The organism is Neisseria mucosa, assembly GCF_003044445.1.
In the GTDB taxonomy this organism is placed as follows: Bacteria; Pseudomonadota; Gammaproteobacteria; order Burkholderiales; family Neisseriaceae; genus Neisseria; species Neisseria mucosa_A.
In genome coordinates this window covers 57,854-74,954 of the sequence record NZ_POWX01000004.1, presented here as the reverse complement: position 1 = coordinate 74,954, position 17,101 = coordinate 57,854, and the positions used below count along the sequence as shown (strand labels likewise).

Below are 17,101 nucleotides of genomic sequence, written 5' to 3'. Positions count from 1 at the left end.
TTCTGTTGCATAAGCTGTCAGCTAAGGAGTCGGTTTTGTAAGAGTGCTATTTTTATCCTGAATACACGCTATAATACGAACCTTATTCCCAACCCGATTTGAGATTCTGTTTTCAGACGACCTTTAAGATAAAAGGTCGTCTGAAAACATTTGTCCCGCCCATACGCATCCGCCGAACTATGATTCCATCCGATTTCATTGACGAGCTTCTGGCCAAAGTCGATATTGTCGATATTATCGACGAGCAGGTTCCGCTGAAGAAGGGCGGGGCGAATTATATGGCTTGTTGTCCGTTCCATAAGGAAAAGACGCCGTCGTTTTCAGTCAGTCCGACCAAGCAGTTTTATCATTGTTTCAGTTGCGGGGCGCATGGTTCGGCGATTGGTTTTGTGATGGAACATCAGGGGCTGTCGTTTCCGGAGGCGGTGCAGTTTCTTGCCGACCGTGTGGGCATGGCTGTGCCTAAAGTGCGCGGGCAGAGCGATAATCCCGAAGTCCGTGCCGAACGTAAGAAGAAACAGCAGACGTTGGAGGAAACGACGGCTGCGGCGGCTGATTTTTATGCGCAACAGTTGAAATTCAATCCGGCGGCGAAAGCTTATTTGGACAGGCGCGGCTTGAGCGCGGAAGTCATCGCGCATTATGGTTTGGGCTACGCGCCCGACGGCTGGCAGCCTTTGGCGCAAGTGTTCCAACCGTACCCGAATACCGCGTTGGTGGATACGGGGATGGTGATTGACAATGAGGGTCGGCATTACGACCGCTTCCGTCATCGGATTATGTTTCCTATCCGCAATCCGCGCGGGCAGGTCATCGGTTTCGGCGGCAGGGTGTTGGACGACTCGAAACCGAAATATTTGAATTCGCCTGATACGCCTTTGTTTGATAAGGGGAAAAACCTTTACGGCTTGTATGAAGGGCGTGCCGCGGTCAAGGAAGCAGGGCGGATTTTGGTGGTCGAAGGCTATATGGATGTGGTCGCGCTGGCGCAGTTCGGCGTGGGCTACGGCGTGGCGGCTTTGGGCACGGCGACGACGGCGGAACACGTCAAAATCCTGATGCGGCAGGCGGACAGTATTTATTTCTGTTTCGACGGCGACAGCGCGGGTCGGAAAGCGGCTTGGCGCGCGCTGGAAAATGCGTTGCCGCAGTTGAAAGACGATAAATCGCTGCATTTTTTATTCCTGCCGGAAGAACACGACCCCGACAGCTACATCCGCGCCTACGGAAAAGCGCAATTTGAAGACGCGCTGTTGAATCAAAGCAAGCCTTTGTCGGAATATTTTTGGGAGCATCTTTCAGACGACCTCAATCTCAATACGCAGGAAGGTAAGGCGGAATTGGTGAAAACCAGTTCGCCGCTTTTGGCGCAGATTACCGCGCCGGCATTGGCGTATCTATTGAAACAACGGCTTAGCGAGCTGGTCGGCATCGATCCCGACAATCTCGCCCAACTGCTGGGGCAGGAAGCGCCCAAACGGCACGTCAAACAAAAAAGCTACAAACTGCCTCCGATTTCCGTCAAACAGCCGGTCATGCTGACGCTGGTGCAACGGCAAATCCGCAGCCTCTTGATAAATCCGGATTGGGCTGCATATATAGACCTGCCCGATTATGTGGCATTGGACGGCGATTTCGCCTGCCTTGCCAATCTCGCCGAAACCATTAAAAGCCATGCCGCCGTACCTGCTACCGCGCAGGTTTTAGAGTATATGCGCGGTTCTCCTTACGAAGAAACCGTGAACCAAATCTTCCAATCGACACTCTATTCTGAAGAAATGGAAGGCGGAGGCGAAGAAGACCGCGAGAACTTCCAAATCGGCATGAAGAAACTCCTTAACGAGTTAAAATACAAACAAATCGAAACTCTCAAGCAGAAAAGCCTGCAATCGGGTTTGAATGAAAATGAAAAAAAACTCTTGCTGTCGCTTTTGACCGCAAAGCAAAATTGAACGAACGGCAATCCCAGCCGAATCCAGCAACCTTCAGGCCGTCAGAAAAGCATTGTCCCAAGCTGCGAACATGATCCCGCAGAACACCCGTTCCAAAGAGCTTTCAGACGACCTCAGCGTTACAACCCGGCAGATTGAATTTAAATCGGTTGTAACTCTGTTCCGCCTTCAGGTGCATCATGCAAACCGTTGGCACACCATCAGATCAAGAAAGTAATCCATGTCTAAAGACCAAAATCACGAAGACTATCAAGAACAGGACGACAACCGTCCGCTGACCCTCGAAGAGCAGCGCGCCCGCCTGCGCCAGCTCATCATCATGGGTAAGGAACGCGGCTACATCACTTATTCCGAAATCAACGACGCCTTGCCCGACGATATGTCCGATGCGGATCAAATCGACAACATCGTCAGCATGATTTCCGGCTTGGGCATCCAAGTGACCGAACAGGCGCCTGACGCGGAAGACATTTTGTTGAGCGACAACGCCGCCGCCGTTACCGACGACGATGCCGTTGCCGAAGCAGAAGCCGCCTTGTCCAGCGCGGACTCCGAATTCGGCAGAACCACCGACCCCGTGCGTATGTATATGCGCGAAATGGGGCAGGTTGACCTGCTGACCCGCGAAGACGAAATCATCATCGCCAAAAAAATCGAAAACGCCCTGAAAAACATGGTGCAGGCAATTTCCGCCTGTCCGGGCTCCATTGCCGAAATCCTCGAGCTGATCGAGCAAATCCGCAAGGATGAAATCCGCGTGGACGAAGTGGTCGAAGCCATCATCGATCCGAACGAAGTGTTGCTCAACGAATTGGGCTTGGGACACTTGGAAAGCGCGTCAAACGACGACGATTCCAGCGGCAGCGACGAAGATGAAGAGGATGAAGACGAAGATGACGACGATTCCGGCAGCGATGCCGAAGCCATGTCTGCCGCTCATCTTGCCGAATTGAAGCAAAAAGTGCTGGATCATTTCGCCTTCATCGAAAGCGAATACGGCAAGATGATCAAAAAGCTGGAAAAACACGACAGCCGTCACCCGGATTATCTGGCACACCGCGACGCCATTGCCAACAAGCTCTTGGAAGTCCGCTTTGCCACCCGTCAAATCGAAAGCCTCAGCGGCAACCTGCGCAGCCGTGTTGAAAATATCCGCAAGCTCGAACGCGAAATCCGCGACATCTGCCTTGACCGAGCCCATATGGAACGCGACTACTTCATCCAAAACTTCCTGCCCGAAATCACCAACCTGAAATGGGTGGAAGAAGAAGTCGCCAAAGGCAGAGTCTGGAGCGACGCGCTTGACCGCTTCCGCCACGCCATCCTCGAAAAACAAACCGAGTTGGCGAACATGGAAAAAGAAACCCGCATTTCCATCGAAGAGCTGAAAGACATCAACAAAAACATGGTGTCGAGCGAAAAAGAAACCGCAGCCGCCAAGCAGGAAATGATTCAGGCAAACTTGCGCCTGGTGATTTCCATCGCCAAAAAATACACCAACCGAGGTTTGCAGTTCCTTGATTTGATTCAAGAAGGCAACATCGGCTTGATGAAGGCGGTCGACAAGTTCGAATACCGCCGCGGCTACAAATTCTCCACCTACGCGACATGGTGGATCCGCCAGGCGATTACCCGCTCGATTGCCGACCAAGCGCGCACCATCCGTATTCCGGTGCACATGATTGAAACCATCAACAAGATGAACCGCATCTCCCGCCAGTATCTGCAAGAAACCGGCGAAGAGCCCGATTCCGCTAAACTTGCCGAGTTGATGGAAATGCCGGAAGACAAAATCCGCAAAATCATGAAAATCGCCAAAGAGCCGATTTCGATGGAAACCCCGATCGGCGACGACGACGATTCGCACTTGGGCGACTTCATCGAGGACGCCAACAACGTTGCCCCTGCAGACGCCGCGATGTACACCAGCCTGCACGAAGTCACCAAAGAAATCCTCGAAAGCCTGACCCCGCGCGAAGCCAAAGTCCTGCGTATGCGCTTCGGTATCGACATGAATACCGACCACACGCTCGAAGAAGTCGGCAAACAGTTTGACGTAACCCGCGAACGTATCCGTCAAATCGAAGCCAAAGCCCTGCGCAAACTGCGTCATCCGACCCGCAGCGACCGCCTCAGAAGCTTCCTCGACAGCGAAGACAGCAAACTGTAAAACAGCAAACCGCAGGTTTATCCCTGCGGTTTTTATATGCCTGAGGTCGTCTGAAACAGAAGTTGTACGTTTTCAGACGACCTTTTGTGTTCATTACACTATGCTTGCTTAAAACCCATAGCGTGGGCTTTGCCCGCGAATAATAGGGAAAGTTTCAGCAGCCTTTTTTTATTCATCATCTTCATGGGCAAAGTCCACGCTATAAGGCGGCATCATTCTTGAATGGGTGTGCAATTAAAACATGATTGTAAAAAAGGTCGTCTGAAAAAACAGGAAACCGGTTTTTTCAGACGACCTTTCATTTTTTTGACTCTTTAGCCCAATTCTTTCAATTCTCGGCTCAAAATGCCGTGTATTTCCAGCGCCGTTTCGTAGCGGTCTTCTTTGGCGGGAACCGGCTCCAGAAAATGCAGCTCCACCTTGCTGGAAGGCTGGCTGATGATCATGCAGATGGATTGCCACAGGCTGGTATCGCCCACATAAGCCGCCTGAAGGTTCGGACTGGTGCCGTCGGGATTGGGGTAGCGGCAGAGCATGGGGATAATGGGAACGCCTGCATCGTAGGCGGTTTGGAAAAAGCTGGGCTTGAACGGGAGGATTTCATAACCTTCCGTACTCGTCCCTTCCGGGAAAATGGTTACGGTATCGCCGTTTTTAAGGGCTTCCGTTACGGTGGCAATTTTAGCGGTATTGCCTTTGGTGCCCTTATTGCGTGAAACGTAAACGGTCTGCGCCTGCGTGGCGAGATAGCCCACCACCGGCCATTTGGCGACATCGTCTTTTGCCACGAAGCGACCCGGAAATGCACCGTTGACCGCCATGATGTCCAACCAAGAGATATGGTTGCTGATTAACAACTGAGCCTGCCCTTCCTGAGGCAGCGTACCGAAGGTTTCCAGCTTCATGCCGCAGGAAGCGAGGACGCGCAGCGACCAGATTTGGATGGCACGCAGTTTGCACCGTTTGCTGTAAAAGGGAAACAGGAAGAACATTTCCGCCATACCGTAAAGCAGGCAGAAGCCGATACAGAGCAGGCGGAAAGTAAAACGTAGTTTGGCAATCATAAGGTTGTGGTGTGTGTATATTGGTATAGGGTAAAATTGCTAAAAATCGTTGATTTCACAATAGTTGAGGTCGTCTGAAAAGGTTTTCAGACGACCTTTTAGTCTTTATAGTCTAGGGGCGAAACGCTGAAGGTAACGGTCTGCCAGACGGGTAATGTCCATCATGATAAGCACGTCGGCGCAGTTGAACGCCTCATCGACACATGGCTCGCCGCAAAACCATGCACCCGCATTGAGGTAACCTTTAATCAGCGGTGGGACGTCCGGCTTCTCCGACGGGGTAATTTCGTCCCACTTGAGCGGATTGAGCGGCTTGACGCACCATTTTTCAGGCGCAAGGTATTTGGATTTCAGAGCATGATACAGACCTGCCGCATCGCTGCCGCCGTCGTGCATATCGATGCTGCCGCAGCCTATCATGAAACGCAGGTTTTCGTCTTTCATGAATTTGACCAAACCCGACCACAAAAGCATGACCAAACCGCCGTTGCGGTAGTCGGGGTGGGTACAGGCGCGGCCGAGTTCGACGGTTTGCGGCAAGATGTCTTTCAAAGGAGTTAGGTCAAATTCGTGTTCGCTATACCAGCCGCCGACTTTTTTAGCGGTTTCTTCGGTAATCAGGCGATAGCAGCCGATGACTTCGCCAGTTGCGTCGTCAAAAGCCAAAAGGTGGTGGCAATGTTCGTCGTAAGGATCGACATCGCGACCGTCGTCGCTTTCGATTTCTGCACCCAGCTCTTGGGCGAATACCTGATAACGCAAGCGTTGTGCTGCTTCAATTTCCGCCTGCGTTTCCGCAAGGCGCACGCTCAGACCGATTTTGGGGCCGGTTTGGTTGAAACGGCTGGAGGACATTTGACTTCCTGTCGGATTAAAAGAGTTGATTATAGCGGATATGGTAGAGGATTTATATTTCTACCCCTTTGGATGCCTTCATTTGCCGGTTGTTAGACGGAAAGTGTTGGTAAAAGGTCGTCTGAAAATACCTTGGCGTGATTTCATAAGATTACCCAGTATGGCAAAAGCAGCATAACTGACCACTGATTTAAATCAATTATTAATTACATATAATTAATAATATTGTAATAATACTATACAATATAACTAATTCTAAATAGTTAAATATAGTTATTTAGAATTAGTTGATATTTTTAAAAATTCAAAAATGGAGAATGAAAAGATGAAACTAAACTTATCCGTCAAACCGCTGTGTTTGGTGTTGTCCCTTGTTTTTGCAAATGTTTGTGTTGCAGAAGGTATTGCGACAGGAGCGATGCACAAAAACGGTTCGGTCGCGTTGGGCAAAGACTCGAAGGCTGGGGAGAATGCGACCGCGTTGGGCGACAAAGCGGCTGCGGCGGGTTATAAGTCTGTTGCTGCCGGCTATGATTCAAACGCTTCAGGTTTGAGTGCGTCGGCACTTGGCAGTGAGGCTAAGGCGGAAGCATTGCGGACGGTTGCCGTCGGTTTCAGGGCGAATGCAAAAGGAACCAACGATATTGCCGTCGGCGGCGCATCGAAGGCTTCCGGCGGACAGTCGGTGGCGGTCGGTTTGATGTCGCAGGCAACGGGTTTGCGTTCTATTGCAGTTGGCGATAGCGCGAAGGCTGCCGATATTGATGCGGTTGCGTTTGGACGCGGCAGCGAAGCCAATGCGCTCAGTTCCACCGCTGTCGGGGATAGGGCAAAAGCAAACGGTACGCAGGCGGTTGCACTGGCATCTGCTGCCGAGGCAAACGGTTATCAAGCAGTTGCAGTCGGTACGCGCGCGGTTGCCGAGGAAACCAACAGCGTGGCATTGGGCGTAGAATCTTCGTCCACCGCGCTCAACGGTCTTGCCGCCGGTACGCGCGCACGGGTACGGAAATCCGGCGGAACGGCTTTGGGCGCAGGTGCTGCCGCATTTGAGGAAAAATCCGCTGCTTTGGGCTACAAAGCGGAAGCGCGTCAGCAAAACTCCGTAGCGCTCGGTACGGACAGCGTTGCCGATACTGCGGCAGGTGTTGCAGGCCATGACTTCGCTACCGGCGCGGCAAGTACGGAAACAGGCAGAACATGGGTATCGACTTTAGGTGCGGTATCTGTCGGCAGCGAACAAAACAGCCGCCAGATTACTAATGTTGCTGCGGGTAAGGAGGATACGGACGCGGTCAACGTTGCCCAAGTGAAGAGCCTTGCACGCCAAACCCAAAGCAGCCTTGCCGCAGCCGAGAGCAATCACCAGACCCAAATCGCCGCTTTGCGCAACGAAGCCAAAGTCCGTATGGACAAACTTGAAGAGCGCGCTGATTCAGGCTCCGCCGCTGCAATCGCGGTCGGCAGCCTCGGACAGGCATATCAGCCGGGACAAGGCGCGGTTTCCGTCGCAAGCGGTATCTGGCGCGGTAAAAGCGGTTACGCCGTAGGTGTTTCTAAAGTATCCGCCAGCGGTAAATGGCTGGTTAAAGGCTCGGCAGTCGGCGCGGCGAAAGGCGGTGCGGGCGGCGGCGCCAGCGTAACCTACCTCTGGTAATCGTTGTTAGGCGTATTGCCGAAAGGTCGTCTGAAAACATTCCGTTTGGTCGGAATCGTGTTTTTCAGACGACCTCGTTCTTGATAATTCCATATTTGTCCCAATTCTGTCGAAGTTATCAATTTTCGACAGAACAAAATGAATCCCAAATACGCTCCGCTTTTCCAATCTTTCACACTGAACAACGGCGTAACCGTCAAAAACCGCCTCGCCGTTGCGCCCATGACCCATTTCGGTTCCCACGCCGACGGCTTAATCAGCGACCAAGAACGCACGTTTCTCGGCAACCGCGCAGGCGATATGGGGCTCTTTATCTCCGCCGCCACTTTGGTTCAAGAAGGCGGCAAAGCATTTCGAGGACAGCCTGAAGCTACGGGCGAAAACTGCCTCGACAGCCTGAAAGAAACCGCCCAAATCATTCAAAAACAAGGCGCAAAAGCGATTTTGCAGATCCATCACGGCGGCTCCCAGGCAATGGTAGAACTCAACCACCGCGACAAAATCAGCGCGTCCGCCAGCGAAAAGGATGGAGCGCGTGAAGCGAGTGCCGCAGAAGTTGAAGAACTCATCGCCTCCTTCGCCCAAGCTGCCGATTTGGCACTTCGCGCAGGTTTTGACGGCGTAGAAATCCACGGTGCGAACGGCTATTTAATCCAACAGTTTTACTCCGCCCAAAGTAATCGCCGTAACGACCAATGGGGTGGCAGCTTGGAAAACAGAATGCGCTTCCCACTCGCCGTCGTCGATGCCGTTGCCGCCGTCCGTGAAAAACACCAGCGCAACGACTTCATCATCGGCTACCGTTTCTCGCCCGAAGAAGCAGGCGAAGACGGGTTGACCATGACCGAAACCGGCGCACTGATTGACGCCTTGGTGCAAAAGCCGCTGCAATATCTGCACGTTTCCTTGTGGGAATTCGACAAGAAAATCCGACGCGGCGGCGATACGGCGCAAACCCGTATGCAGTTCATTCACGACCGCATCAACGGCAAGCTGCCCCTTATCGGCGTGGGCAACCTGTTTACCGCCGATCAAATTTTGGCGGCGTTTGAAACCGGCTGGGCGGAATTTATCGCACTGGGCAAAACCGTCATGATCAATCCGCACATCGCCACACAAATCAGCGAAGGCCGCGAAGCCGAAATCGAAACGCAACTCGACCCGACACGCGCCGATCATTACGGCTTGCCCGACATCCTGTGGGAATTTTCCGCCAGCGGTACGCAATCTTGGCTGCCGCCGATAAAAGGTGCGGACTGGAAGCCGGTGGATGCTTGATTGAACAATTCAGCCGCCTACCCATTTTTTGAGCGGGGTAGGGGATGAAATTACCGTTACAGCTAAAGAGGTCGTCTGAAAAACGTTTTCAGACGACCTCTTTCTTGTCCGACAAAACGCTATGTTTTTCAGTTACAATACGCGCTTACTATAATGATCGACAGTTTGAAGAGACGCGATGAAAGAACATAAGGCCCGGAAACGCTTCGGGCAGAATTTTTTGCAGGACACGCGGATTATTGCCGACATTGTCAACGCCGTGCGTCCGCAGGCGGATGATGTGGTGATTGAAATCGGGCCGGGTTTGGCGGCGATTACCGAGCCTTTGGCGAAGAAACTGAACTGCCTGCACGTTATCGAAATCGACCGCGACATCGTACGTCGTCTGAAAACGCTGCCTTTTGCGGATAAGCTTGTGATTCATGAAGGCGATGTCTTGCAGTTTGATTTCAACAGTATCGCGGGCAAAAAGAAAATCGTCGGCAACCTGCCGTACAATATTTCCACGCCGCTTTTGTTCAAGCTGGCGGAAGTGGCGGACGATGTCGTCGATATGCACTTTATGCTGCAAAAAGAAGTGGTCGAACGCATGGTTGCCGCGCCGAAAAGCAACGACTACGGCCGTTTGGGCGTAATGCTGCAATATTTTTTCGATATGGAGCTGTTGATTGACGTGCCGCCCGAATCGTTCGACCCTGCGCCTAAAGTGGATTCGGCGGTGGTGCGCATGATTCCGGTGAAACACCGCATCGGCAAGGCGGACGATTTCGAGCATTTCGCCAAACTGGTGAAACTCGCCTTCCACCAACGCCGCAAAACCATACGCAACAATTTAAAAGAGCTTGCCGGCGACGAAGATTTGCAGGCAGTCGGTATCAGTCCGCAAGACCGCGCCGAACACATCGCGCCGGAGAAATATGTGGAACTGAGCAATTATCTCGTCCGTAAGGTCGTCTGAAAACATCTGGAAACAACATGATTAAATTCAAAAACGTACATAAACATTTCAAAGACCTGCACGTCATCAACGGCGTCAATCTGGAAGTGAAGCAGGGTGAAGTGGTGGTGGTTTGCGGACCTTCGGGCAGCGGCAAATCGACGCTCATCCGTACCGTCAACCAGCTTGAAAGCATTGAGAGCGGCGAGATTTGGGTGGACGGTATCAATGTTGCCGATCCGCAAACGGATTTGAACAAGGTGCGTGAGGAAGTGGGTTTTGTGTTCCAAGGCTTCAATCTGTATCCGCATCTGACCGTATTGGAAAACATCATCCTGTCGCCGATGAAGGTGAAAAAACAAAGCCGCGAACAGGCTGAGGAAAAGGCGATGGAGCTGTTGGAACGCGTGGGTTTGGCGCATAAAAAAGACGCTTTCCCCAGCCAGCTTTCCGGCGGTCAGCAGCAGCGCGTGGCGATTGCACGCGGGTTAGCGATGGAGCCGCGCGTGATGCTGTTTGACGAACCGACTTCCGCGCTCGACCCGGAAATGGTCGGCGAGGTGTTGAAAGTGATGCAGGATTTGGCGGAAAGCGGCATGACCATGATGTGTGTTACACATGAAATGGGCTTTGCGCGCGAAGTGGCAGATCGCATTATTTTTGTGGATAAAGGGCAGATTTTGGAAAATGAAACGCCTGAAGAGTTTTTTACCAATCCGAAACACGAACGCGCCAAACAGTTCTTGCAGCAAGTGATGACGCATTAACAGCTTGTCAAAAGGTCGTCTGAAAGACAGATTTGGGCTTTCAGACGACCTTTGGCGAATACAACCGATAGATATAGACGGCAAAGAAGTCATTTCCGATTTTGCCGTTGCAAAGGAAAACCATGTATTTTGTTGACCGTACCGCCGTCGTGCTTAAGCCGACCGCCCGCTTTTTGGAATGGCTGAAATCCGCCGATGAAAATATGCCCGACCTGACCATCGAACAAATCCGTGCCAACTGCTCCGTGTTTCTCGTGCCGCAGTTTGATGAGCCGGAAGCCGTAATTGCCTATTTTGACGAACGCTACCAACAGATTTTCGAGGCGGAGCTGGCAGGCTGGGACATCGATAAAAGCAAGTGGCCGCAAGACATGAGCCTGAAGGCGTTTTGGGAATTTTTCGATACCGAAATCCACGATATGGTTTTGGACATGGAAGAGGCGGAATTGAGCATTACGCCCGTGTTCGACAATATGATGTAAGGCGATGCGCGCTTTTCAGACGACCTTGAAGCCGTCCCGTTCTTTAAAAGCCTTGTCCGTCTTGTTGCATTTGTCCGCAGTTGCCGTGTGCCTGATATGGTTTTACGGCTGGATGATGTGGTTCGGGCTGGCGGCGTTGGCGGGCAGTTTTGTCCACGCTTGGCGCGTGGTGAATTTGCGGACGGTGGGTGCGGTAAAGAAAATTGCCATCGACCGCCATGCGCGCGCTTCCGTATTTTGCGGAGACGGAGAAGGGCAGGGCGCGGTGTTGGACGGTGCGACGATGCTGACCCCTTACGCTTTGTTTTTGCAGTGGAACGCCGATGGCAAAACGATACGGCAATGCGTCACGCCCGATATGGCGGATAAGGAATCTTACCGTCGTCTGAAAGTTTGGGCGCGCTGGTGTCAGGCTCAGGATGACGCGAATCCGATTTAATCTCAGCAAGGCGGTTTCTCGTCTTGTCCTATACAAATTAAACCCAATATAAAAATAATCCACGCAAGCAGCAGTAACCGTCCAAATTATTCCGAAACGACGGTTTCAGACGACCTTTTGAAAAACGAAACACACATGAAAACATTACAAGACTGGCTCTCGCATTTGGAAACCGCCCACAGCGGCGGCTTAATCGACATGGGCTTGGAACGCACGGGCGAAGTGAAAAAACGCATGAAACTCGAGCCGCAATGCCCCGTCGTCGTCGTTGCGGGAACAAACGGGAAAGGTTCGGTCTGCGCCTACCTGACGCAGATTTACAAACAGGCAGGCTTCAAAGTCGGTACGCTGACCAGCCCACATTTATTGCGTTACAACGAACGCATCGCCGTCAATGCCGAGCCGGTTTCAGACGACATCATCACCGCTTCTTTCGAGCGCATCGAAGCGGCGCGCGGCGAAATATCGCTAACCTATTTTGAATTCAATGCCTTGGCGGCGGTCGATATCTTCATACGCGAACAAGTCGATGTGATGATATTGGAAGTCGGTTTGGGCGGACGTTTGGACGCGGTCAATGTGTTCGACTGCGATTGCGCGGTGGTTACTAGCGTGGATTTGGACCATCAGGCGTTTTTGGGCGATACGGTCGAACAGGTCGGCTTTGAAAAAGCAGGCGTGTCCCGCAGCGGCAAACCCGCAATCTGCGGGCAAAACCCCGCCCCCGAATCGTTGGTCGCACACGCCGAAGCCATAGGCGCGAAACTGCTGATGGTGCAGCGCGATTTCGATTTTTCCTCTTTGGAAAACATCCAATGGAACTACCGCTTTCATCCGCAGCATTCAGACGACCCCGCGCGCAACCGAAATTCCCTGCCGTTCCCTGCATTGCGCGGCGCATACCAGCTTTCCAACGCCGCCTGCGCGTTGACCGTGTTGGAATGTTTGAACGACAAACTGCCGGTGGACATCGGCGCCATCAAGCGCGGATTGCTGCTGGTTGAAAACCCCGGACGCTTCCAAGTCCTGCCCGGTCGTCCGCTGACCGTTTTGGATGTCGGACACAATCCCCACGCTGCCCGCGCCCTGCGCCGAAGCCTGATTAATTTGGCGTTTGCGCAAAAGCGCACCGCCGTGTTCAGCATGCTGTCCGACAAAGACATAGACGGCGTGTTGGAAATCGTTAAAGACCAGTTTGACGAATGGTATATCGCGCCTTTGGACGTGCCGCGCGGCATGACGACGGACGCGTTGCAGGCGAAACTGGAAGCACAAAATATCGAAAATATACAAACTTTTACCTCCGTTCAAGAGGCGTACCGCGCAGCTTTGGCTAAGGCGGGCGAAAATGATAGAATCGTTGTTTTCGGCTCATTTCATACCGTTGCCGACGTGATGGCGGCGTTGTAAAAGGAAATCTCCATGTCTGACAATAAGCAAAATGAAGTTCTGACCGGTTACGAACAGCTCAAACGCCGCAACCGCCGCCGCTTGGTTATGGCATCGGGGTTGGTGGCGGCATCGACCGTTTTATTGGGCGTCGCCCTGTCAACCGGACCGGAAAACAAGCAAGAAGAAAACGCCCAAACTACAACCATCCAACAGAATAATGCCAACGCAGAACCTGCCAACTTGGCGGATGCGACCGTGTTGGAACCTTCTACCAAAGAAGATTTGGAAGCAGCGGCAGAAGCGGCTAAAAATGCCGATGCCGAAGTAGCGGAAGCAGCGGACAAGCCTCAGGAAATCGGCGCGCCGGAGCGAAATGCCCAAGCGCAGCCCGAGCAGCAACCTGAAGCGCCGCCTGCCGCGCCCGAAGATTTAGGTCCGCCTTTGGTGCTGATTAACGATACGCTGTCAGACAGCGACATCAAAGGTTTGGAAGAATCCAAGAAAATCCAAAAGGCCGAAGCCGCCAAACGCGAAGCAGCCGCACTCCGTGCGGAAGAGCGTCGCCGTAATCGTGAAGAACAGCGTAAAGCGCAGCAGCTCCAAGCACAAGAAGCAGCGGAACGCGAAGCCAATGCCGCCGCACGCAAACGCGCCCTTCAAGCCGCTAAAGCCGAGAAAGCCGAACGCGCTGCCGCAGCCGAACGCAACAAACTGGCGCAATTGGAAAAAGCTGAAAAAGCCGTTGCCGAACGTAAGGCGTTAAAAGCCAAAGAAGAAGCGGCGGCGAAACACAAAGCGGCAGCGGAAAAAGCCAAAGAAACCGTTACGGCATCCGCGTCCGAACCTAAAGAAAGAATTCGGGTAGATGCTTCCAAATACGAAAAAATCGAAACGGCCAACAAAAAAGCTTCTGCGGTAAGGGAAGCCGACGCGAAAGTTGCCAAAGCCAAAGCCGAGCCGGCAGCCAAAGCAGAGAAAACCGCTGCTGCCGAAAGGTCGTCTGAAAAAGCAAAAACCAAAACCTCCGAAGTCAAATCAGGTAAAAAAGCTGCCATTCAGGCAGGTTATGCTGAAAAAGAACGCGCCTTGAGCCTGCAACGCAAAATGAAAGCGGCAGGTATTGACTCGACCATTACCGAAGTGATGACGGATAAAGGCAAGGTTTACCGCGTCAAATCGGGCGCATACAAAAACGCCTACGACGCCGAACGCGACTTGAACAAATTGCGCGTACACGGCATTGCCGGACAGGTAACCAATGAATGATATTCCGCTAGCCGACATACTTACCTTCGGCGTGATTACGGCGTGTATCGTGATGTCGATGATACGCGGCGTCATTGCCGAAGCGGGTTCGCTGTTTGCGTGGGTGATTTCCTTCTTGTTGGCTAAAACGTTTGCCGTGCCGTTTTCAGAAGTGGCGTTCAAATCGATTCAACCGCATGCCTTGGGCGTTGCCATTTCGTTTGTCGTGATTTTCTTTTTGGCGCGTTTTTTACAGCAGTTTTTGCGCACCATACTGACTAATGCAGCGTCAGCGATGGGCTTGGGAAGTGTCAACAGAGTATTGGGCGGCGTGTTCGGCGCAGCCAAAGGCGTGTTGCTGGTAACTTTGGCGGTCATGGTCTGCGCTCATACCGATTTGCCGGAAACGGAAGATTGGCAAAGCTCGTACAGTATTCCTTATTTCCAATCATTGTCTGAAGTCATCATGCCTTATCTGCCCGGTCAGAAGGATAAGACGGAAGATAAGGCGGAATTGTAAACCGACCGGTTTCGGACGGCCTCGATTACATCAAAGGTCGTCTGAAACCGGTTTTTATTAGGATACATTGTTGTATAGAGAGTTATAGTAGATTAAATTTAAATCAGGACAAGGCGACGAAGCCGCAGACAGTACAGATAGTACGGCAAGGCGAGGCAACGCCGTACTGGTTTAAATTTAATCCACTATAAGTTTAAACCTGGGTAGCTTTACTTTGATCTAGTTTGAAAAGGATAATTTTCTATTGAGTTATCAGAGTAAGGGTAATAAGAGAAATAGTTTTATACATCTTGCTGTCGACAGCCTCATTGCTTTGCTCTGATTTAAGTTTAACTCAATAAAAATCCCCACTGAAAAGTGGGGATTTTTTGCTGTTCTTATGCTTAACCTTTGCGGGCAGGCAATTTTTCTTTAATACGGGCTGCTTTACCAGTCAGACCACGCAAGTAGTACAGTTTGGCGCGACGAACGTCACCGCGGCGTTTTACTTCAATTTTTTCTACGGTAGGGGAGTAGAGTTGGAAAGTACGCTCAACGCCTTCGCCGCTGGAAATTTTGCGAACGATGAAGTTGCTGTTCAGGCCGCGGTTACGACGGGCGATAACAACGCCTTCGTAAGCTTGCAGACGGCTGCGTGAACCCTCTACTACGCGTACGGAAACGACTACGGTGTCGCCCGGTGCGAATTCGGGGATGTCTTTGTTCAGGCGAGCAATTTCTTCTTGCTCTAATTGTTGAATCAGGTTCATTGTTTTTCCTAAATTATGATTGGATTTCCTGTTGCTCTTGCAAGATTTCTTTTAAGAGGCGGGATTCCTTTGGGATTAAACTGCGCTTTTCCAGTAGATCTGGTCTGCGCTCCAGGGTGCGCCGCAGCGATTGTTTCAACCGCCATTCGGCTATCAAGCCATGATTGCCCGAACGCAATACGTCGGGAACAGTCATGCCTTGGAATTCTAAGGGTTTGGTGTAATGGGGGCAGTCTAAGAGGTCGTCTGAAAACGAATCCTGCTCGGCTGACTGTATATCGCCCAATACGCCGGGTATCAGTCTGAGTACGGCATCCATCAGCATCATGGCGGGCAGCTCTCCGCCGGAAACGACGAAGTCGCCTATGCTGATTTCTTCATCTACGCTGCTTTGCAGCAGGCGTTCGTCAATTCCTTCGTATCGTCCGCAAAGCAGAATGAGATGCGGAGATTTTGCAAGTTCTACGGCTTTTTTGTGGGTTAGCGGCTGACCTTGCGGGCTAAGATAGATGACTTTTGCAGGAGCTGAAGATGTTTGTTTGGCTTCTTCTATCGCTGCTTGCAGCGGCGGTGCCATCATAATCATTCCCGGACCTCCGCCAAAGGGGCGGTCGTCAATATAGCCGAGTTTGTTGTCGGCGAATTTGCGAGGATTGATTGCTTGGAATTGCCAAAGGTTTTGTTTTTTTGCACGACCGGTTACGCCGTATTCGGTGATGCTGTCGAACATTTCGGGGAAGATGGTGATGGCTTGAATCAACATCAGTAGTCTAAGCCCCAGTCGGCGGTAATGGTTTTGCTTTCGGTATCGACGGTTTCAATGTAGTTGGATACGAACGGGATCAGAATTTGACCATGTTCTCCATTAATCATCAAAACATCGTTGGCACCGGTTTCCATCAGGTTTGTGACTTTGCCGAGCACGATATCGTCTTTGTTGACGACGGTCATGCCGACTAAATCTGCCCAATAATATTCGTCTTCCTCGGTGGGGGCGAATTCTTCTCGGGGGATTTCGATGGTATAGCCGCGTAGGGCAAAAGCTTGATCGCGATCGTCTATGCCTTCGAATTTGACCTGAAGCTCTCCGCTGACGATTTTGCCGGCTTCGAGTGTTACATTCAGGGTTTTGCCGTCTTTGCTTAACTGCCACTCAGGGTAGTCCAGGAGGCTGTCGGCGTATTCTGTATTGGCGGCTATTTTGAGCCAGCCTTTGATGCCGAATACGCCTTTGATGTAGCCCATGGCTACCCGTTGTCGAGTGTCGGTCATAGCAAGATTAGCCGGTGATTAAGCAGCAGCTTTTTGTTCTTTGATCAGTTTTGCAACTGCGTCGCTGACTTGTGCGCCTTGAGCGATCCAGTGGTTCAGGCGGTCGGCTTGGAGGCGTACGCGCTCTTGTTTTTCATTGGCGACAGGGTTGTAGAAGCCAACGCGCTCGATGAAGCGACCGTCGCGACGGTTGTGGGAGTCGGCAACGACTACGTGGAAGAAGGGACGGTGTTTAGAACCACCGCGAGCCAAACGGATAACTACCATTTTGAGTCCTTTTGAGAAAATCGGATAGATAAGAAACCGCTAATTTTAGGATATT

Annotated in this window: 17 protein-coding genes; 11 read left to right on the top strand and 6 right to left on the bottom strand. The window is 51.8% G+C overall.

The genetic code is table 11. The annotated features are described in order from the left end of the window. Positions 1–179 precede the first annotated feature (179 nt). Both dnaG and rpoD read left to right on the top strand, forming a co-directional pair. Positions 180–1,952 (top strand): DNA primase, encoded by a 1,773-nt coding sequence (gene dnaG / locus DBY90_RS03580; RefSeq protein WP_107986548.1) that lies wholly within the window; start codon positions 180–182, stop codon positions 1,950–1,952. 220 nt (positions 1,953–2,172) lie between these two features. Beyond that, positions 2,173–4,122 (top strand): RNA polymerase sigma factor RpoD, encoded by a 1,950-nt coding sequence (gene rpoD / locus DBY90_RS03570; RefSeq protein ID WP_107986546.1) that lies wholly within the window; start codon positions 2,173–2,175, stop codon positions 4,120–4,122. A 314-nt stretch (positions 4,123–4,436) separates the two neighbouring features. On the opposite strand, the gene DBY90_RS03565 is transcribed toward rpoD, so the two are convergent. After that, complete coding sequence (locus tag DBY90_RS03565; protein WP_070493881.1) at positions 4,437–5,186, bottom strand: lysophospholipid acyltransferase family protein; 750 nt, start codon at positions 5,184–5,186, stop codon at positions 4,437–4,439. 105 nt (positions 5,187–5,291) lie between these two features. Further along, on the bottom strand, positions 5,292–6,041 hold the full coding sequence (locus DBY90_RS03560; protein WP_070493876.1) for a GNAT family N-acetyltransferase: 750 nt from the start codon (positions 6,039–6,041) through the stop codon (positions 5,292–5,294). Positions 6,042–6,366: 325 nt separating this feature from the next. On the opposite strand from DBY90_RS03560, the gene DBY90_RS03555 reads away from it, so the two are divergent. From DBY90_RS03555 to DBY90_RS03515, 9 genes are all read left to right on the top strand, one after another. Further along, positions 6,367–7,698: a YadA-like family protein gene (locus DBY90_RS03555; RefSeq protein WP_070493873.1), complete on the top strand. Its 1,332-nt coding sequence runs from the start codon at positions 6,367–6,369 to the stop codon at positions 7,696–7,698. 138 nt (positions 7,699–7,836) lie between these two features. Further along, complete coding sequence (locus tag DBY90_RS03550) at positions 7,837–8,976, top strand: NADH-dependent flavin oxidoreductase (protein WP_070493870.1); 1,140 nt, start codon at positions 7,837–7,839, stop codon at positions 8,974–8,976. Positions 8,977–9,154: 178 nt separating this feature from the next. Continuing rightward, on the top strand, positions 9,155–9,934 hold the full coding sequence (rsmA, locus tag DBY90_RS03545; RefSeq protein ID WP_016687675.1) for a 16S rRNA (adenine(1518)-N(6)/adenine(1519)-N(6))-dimethyltransferase RsmA: 780 nt from the start codon (positions 9,155–9,157) through the stop codon (positions 9,932–9,934). 17 nt (positions 9,935–9,951) lie between these two features. After that, the gene (locus DBY90_RS03540) at positions 9,952–10,680 is read left to right on the top strand and encodes an amino acid ABC transporter ATP-binding protein (protein WP_003740819.1); all 729 of its coding nucleotides are present in this window, start codon (positions 9,952–9,954) and stop codon (positions 10,678–10,680) included. Positions 10,681–10,802: 122 nt separating this feature from the next. Further along, complete coding sequence (locus tag DBY90_RS03535; RefSeq protein WP_003761526.1) at positions 10,803–11,162, top strand: hypothetical protein; 360 nt, start codon at positions 10,803–10,805, stop codon at positions 11,160–11,162. 4 nt (positions 11,163–11,166) lie between these two features. Beyond that, positions 11,167–11,601, top strand: coding sequence for a protein YgfX (locus DBY90_RS03530; protein WP_107986544.1), 435 nt, complete (start codon positions 11,167–11,169; stop codon positions 11,599–11,601). Positions 11,602–11,736: 135 nt separating this feature from the next. Beyond that, the gene (folC, locus tag DBY90_RS03525) at positions 11,737–13,011 is read left to right on the top strand and encodes a bifunctional tetrahydrofolate synthase/dihydrofolate synthase (protein ID WP_070493864.1); all 1,275 of its coding nucleotides are present in this window, start codon (positions 11,737–11,739) and stop codon (positions 13,009–13,011) included. A 12-nt stretch (positions 13,012–13,023) separates the two neighbouring features. Further along, complete coding sequence (locus DBY90_RS03520; RefSeq protein WP_070493860.1) at positions 13,024–14,259, top strand: SPOR domain-containing protein; 1,236 nt, start codon at positions 13,024–13,026, stop codon at positions 14,257–14,259. Next, positions 14,252–14,758: a CvpA family protein gene (locus DBY90_RS03515; protein WP_070493857.1), complete on the top strand. Its 507-nt coding sequence runs from the start codon at positions 14,252–14,254 to the stop codon at positions 14,756–14,758. The genes DBY90_RS03520 and DBY90_RS03515 overlap by 8 nt, the downstream gene beginning before the upstream one ends. A 383-nt stretch (positions 14,759–15,141) precedes the next feature. On the opposite strand, the gene rplS is transcribed toward DBY90_RS03515, so the two are convergent. Genes rplS through rpsP form a run of 4 tightly spaced genes read right to left on the bottom strand, consistent with a single transcriptional unit; the run spans position 15,142 to position 17,046 of the window. Continuing rightward, a complete protein-coding gene (gene rplS, locus DBY90_RS03510; RefSeq protein WP_003740828.1) occupies positions 15,142–15,507 on the bottom strand; it encodes a 50S ribosomal protein L19 in 366 nt (121 codons plus the stop codon). A 13-nt stretch (positions 15,508–15,520) separates the two neighbouring features. Beyond that, positions 15,521–16,270 (bottom strand): tRNA (guanosine(37)-N1)-methyltransferase TrmD, encoded by a 750-nt coding sequence (gene trmD, locus DBY90_RS03505; protein WP_003740829.1) that lies wholly within the window; start codon positions 16,268–16,270, stop codon positions 15,521–15,523. After that, positions 16,270–16,779, bottom strand: a complete 510-nt coding sequence (gene rimM, locus DBY90_RS03500; RefSeq protein ID WP_003740831.1) for a ribosome maturation factor RimM — start codon at positions 16,777–16,779, stop codon at positions 16,270–16,272. The genes trmD and rimM overlap by 1 nt, the downstream gene beginning before the upstream one ends. 18 nt (positions 16,780–16,797) lie before the next feature. Further along, positions 16,798–17,046, bottom strand: coding sequence for a 30S ribosomal protein S16 (gene rpsP, locus DBY90_RS03495; protein WP_003740833.1), 249 nt, complete (start codon positions 17,044–17,046; stop codon positions 16,798–16,800). Between the last annotated feature and the right edge of the window lie 55 nt (positions 17,047–17,101).